This window comes from Ruegeria sp. HKCCD8929 (assembly GCF_013031405.1).
GTDB lineage: Bacteria > Pseudomonadota > Alphaproteobacteria > Rhodobacterales > Rhodobacteraceae > Ruegeria.
Map to the genome: position 1 here is coordinate 1 of NZ_WPZY01000117.1, position 2086 is coordinate 2086.

The 2086-nt window shown below is 60.1% G+C and carries 2 protein-coding genes; both read right to left on the reverse strand.

The window, feature by feature from the left end:
- On the reverse strand, positions 1 to 980 hold a 980-nt coding region (locus GOX53_RS29240; RefSeq protein ID WP_171182392.1), incomplete at its 3' end, for a CaiB/BaiF CoA-transferase family protein.
- Positions 980 to 2086 (reverse strand): aldehyde dehydrogenase family protein (locus GOX53_RS29245; RefSeq protein WP_171182393.1); only part of this gene is annotated, 1107 nt, incomplete at its 5' end. The genes GOX53_RS29240 and GOX53_RS29245, both read right to left, overlap by 1 nt.

Here is a 2086-nt window from a genome sequence, read left to right on the forward strand (position 1 = left end):
GCCAGCGCCTCGGGCACCGACCAGACAGGTCCTGCGGGAACGCCCCGAGCTGTCAGTTTGTCGACCCATTCATGGGTGGGGGCATCGGCAAAGGCCGCCTCCAGCTCGGCGGTCAGGGCGGGTCGATTGGCCAGTCGGCTCTTTCGGTCGGCAAAGCGTGGATCCTGCGCCAGGGCCGGGTTGCCGATGACCTCGCAAAGGGTCTCGAACTGTTCTTGTTTGTTAGCTGCGATGTTCATCACCCCGTCCGCGGTTCTGAACGTGCCAGATGGGCTGGCGGTGAAATTGTCATTGCCGTTCGGGGTGGGTGCCTTCCCTGCGACCAGATGGTTCGACACCACCCAGCCCATCGTCGCAATGACGGCCTCAAGCATCGAGACGTCAATGAATGTGCCGCGATCTTCGGACTTGCTGGCAAGCGCGGCGGCAACGGCGAAGGCCGCTGTCATGCCGCCAATGGTGTCGGCCATTGGATAGCCCACCCGGTAGGGCGCGGTGTCGCCGTCGCCGGTGATCGACATCACGCCACTCATCCCTTGTACGATCTGGTCATAAGCGGGCAGTTTCGCCAGCGGGCCATCCTGACCGAACCCGGAAATCGCACAATAGACAAGGCGTGGGTTTTCCAGAGCGAGTGTTTCGTAATCAAGGTTCAGGCGTGTCATCACGCCGGGGCGAAAATTCTCGACCAGGGCATCGGCCTTTTGCACCAACTCCTTCAGGATGCGTTTGCCGGATGCCGATTTCAGGTTCAGGGTGATGGAGCGTTTGCCCGGGTTTTGCGCCAGAAAGGACACCCCCATCAGATCGGCGTTGCGGGCAGGATCGGCCCCAAGTTGCCGCGCCAGATCGCCGGTGCCCGGGGTTTCGACCTTGATCACATCGGCCCCCATATGGGCCAATTGATGACAACAGAACGGACCGGCCAGCACATTGGTCAGATCAAGAATGCGAATGCCCTTCAAAGGTGCCTGAGTCATTATCCGCGCCCCGCGTGCACAACCTTGGCCGCCGTGAAAAACTCCCGGCAATAGCTGCCTTTTTCCGGCGCGCCATAAGACGAGCCCTTGCGCCCCGTGAAGGGCGCGTGAAAATCCATGCCTGCGGTGGGCAAATTGACCTGTATCATGCCTGCCTCGGCGTTCTGCGAGAAATGGTCGACCCTGGCCGCATCCCGCGTGACTATGCCCGCAGACAATCCAAATTCGCAGTCATTGGATGTAGCAAGGGCGGCATCATAGTCCGGCACGCGCAACACAGCGGCGATGGGTCCAAAAATCTCGTCCCGCGACACGGCAGCCTGTGGTGACACATCCGTAAACAGGGCCGGAGCAAAGTAATGTCCCGGGGTTTTGGATTTGATTTCGCCGCCACCTGCGGCAAGTGTTGCGCCTTCATCCACGGCTTGAGAAACGTATCGTTTGTCGATAGCCAACTGCGCCTCACTGGCCACCGGGCCAATCTGGGTTTCCGGCGCGCGCGCATCACCCACCCGCAGGTCATTCATTGCCGCACAAAGACGGTCAACAAATGCGTCGTGAATTCCCTCTGTGACGATCAGGCGGGAGGAAGCCGTGCATCGTTGGCCGGTTGAGAAAAAGCTACCCTGCACTGCGCAGTGAACCGCCAGATCAAGATCCGCGTCATCCAGCACAACCAGCGGATTTTTGCCGCCCATCTCAAGCTGCATTTTGGCCCCACGAGCGAACAGCGCAGCTCCCATATTGCGGCCGACAGGTGTGGAGCCGGTGAACGTGACACCAGAAACATTGGGGTGTGTAACGATCGCCTCCCCGACCTCGCGGCCTTTGCCCATCACAAGGTTGAACACACCCTCGGGCAGGTCCGCACGGGAAATAATGTCGGACAACATCCAGGCCGATCCGGGAACCAGTTCGGCGGGTTTGAACACAACCGTATTGCCATAAGCCAGGGCGGGCGCAATTTTCCATGCCGGGATCGCCAGCGGAAAATTCCAGGGCGTGATCACGCCCACGACGCCAATTGGCTCGCGCAGAACCTTAAGCGACACACCTTCACGCAGAGATTGGTAGGTATCGCCAGTTGCACGATACGCTTCGGCCGC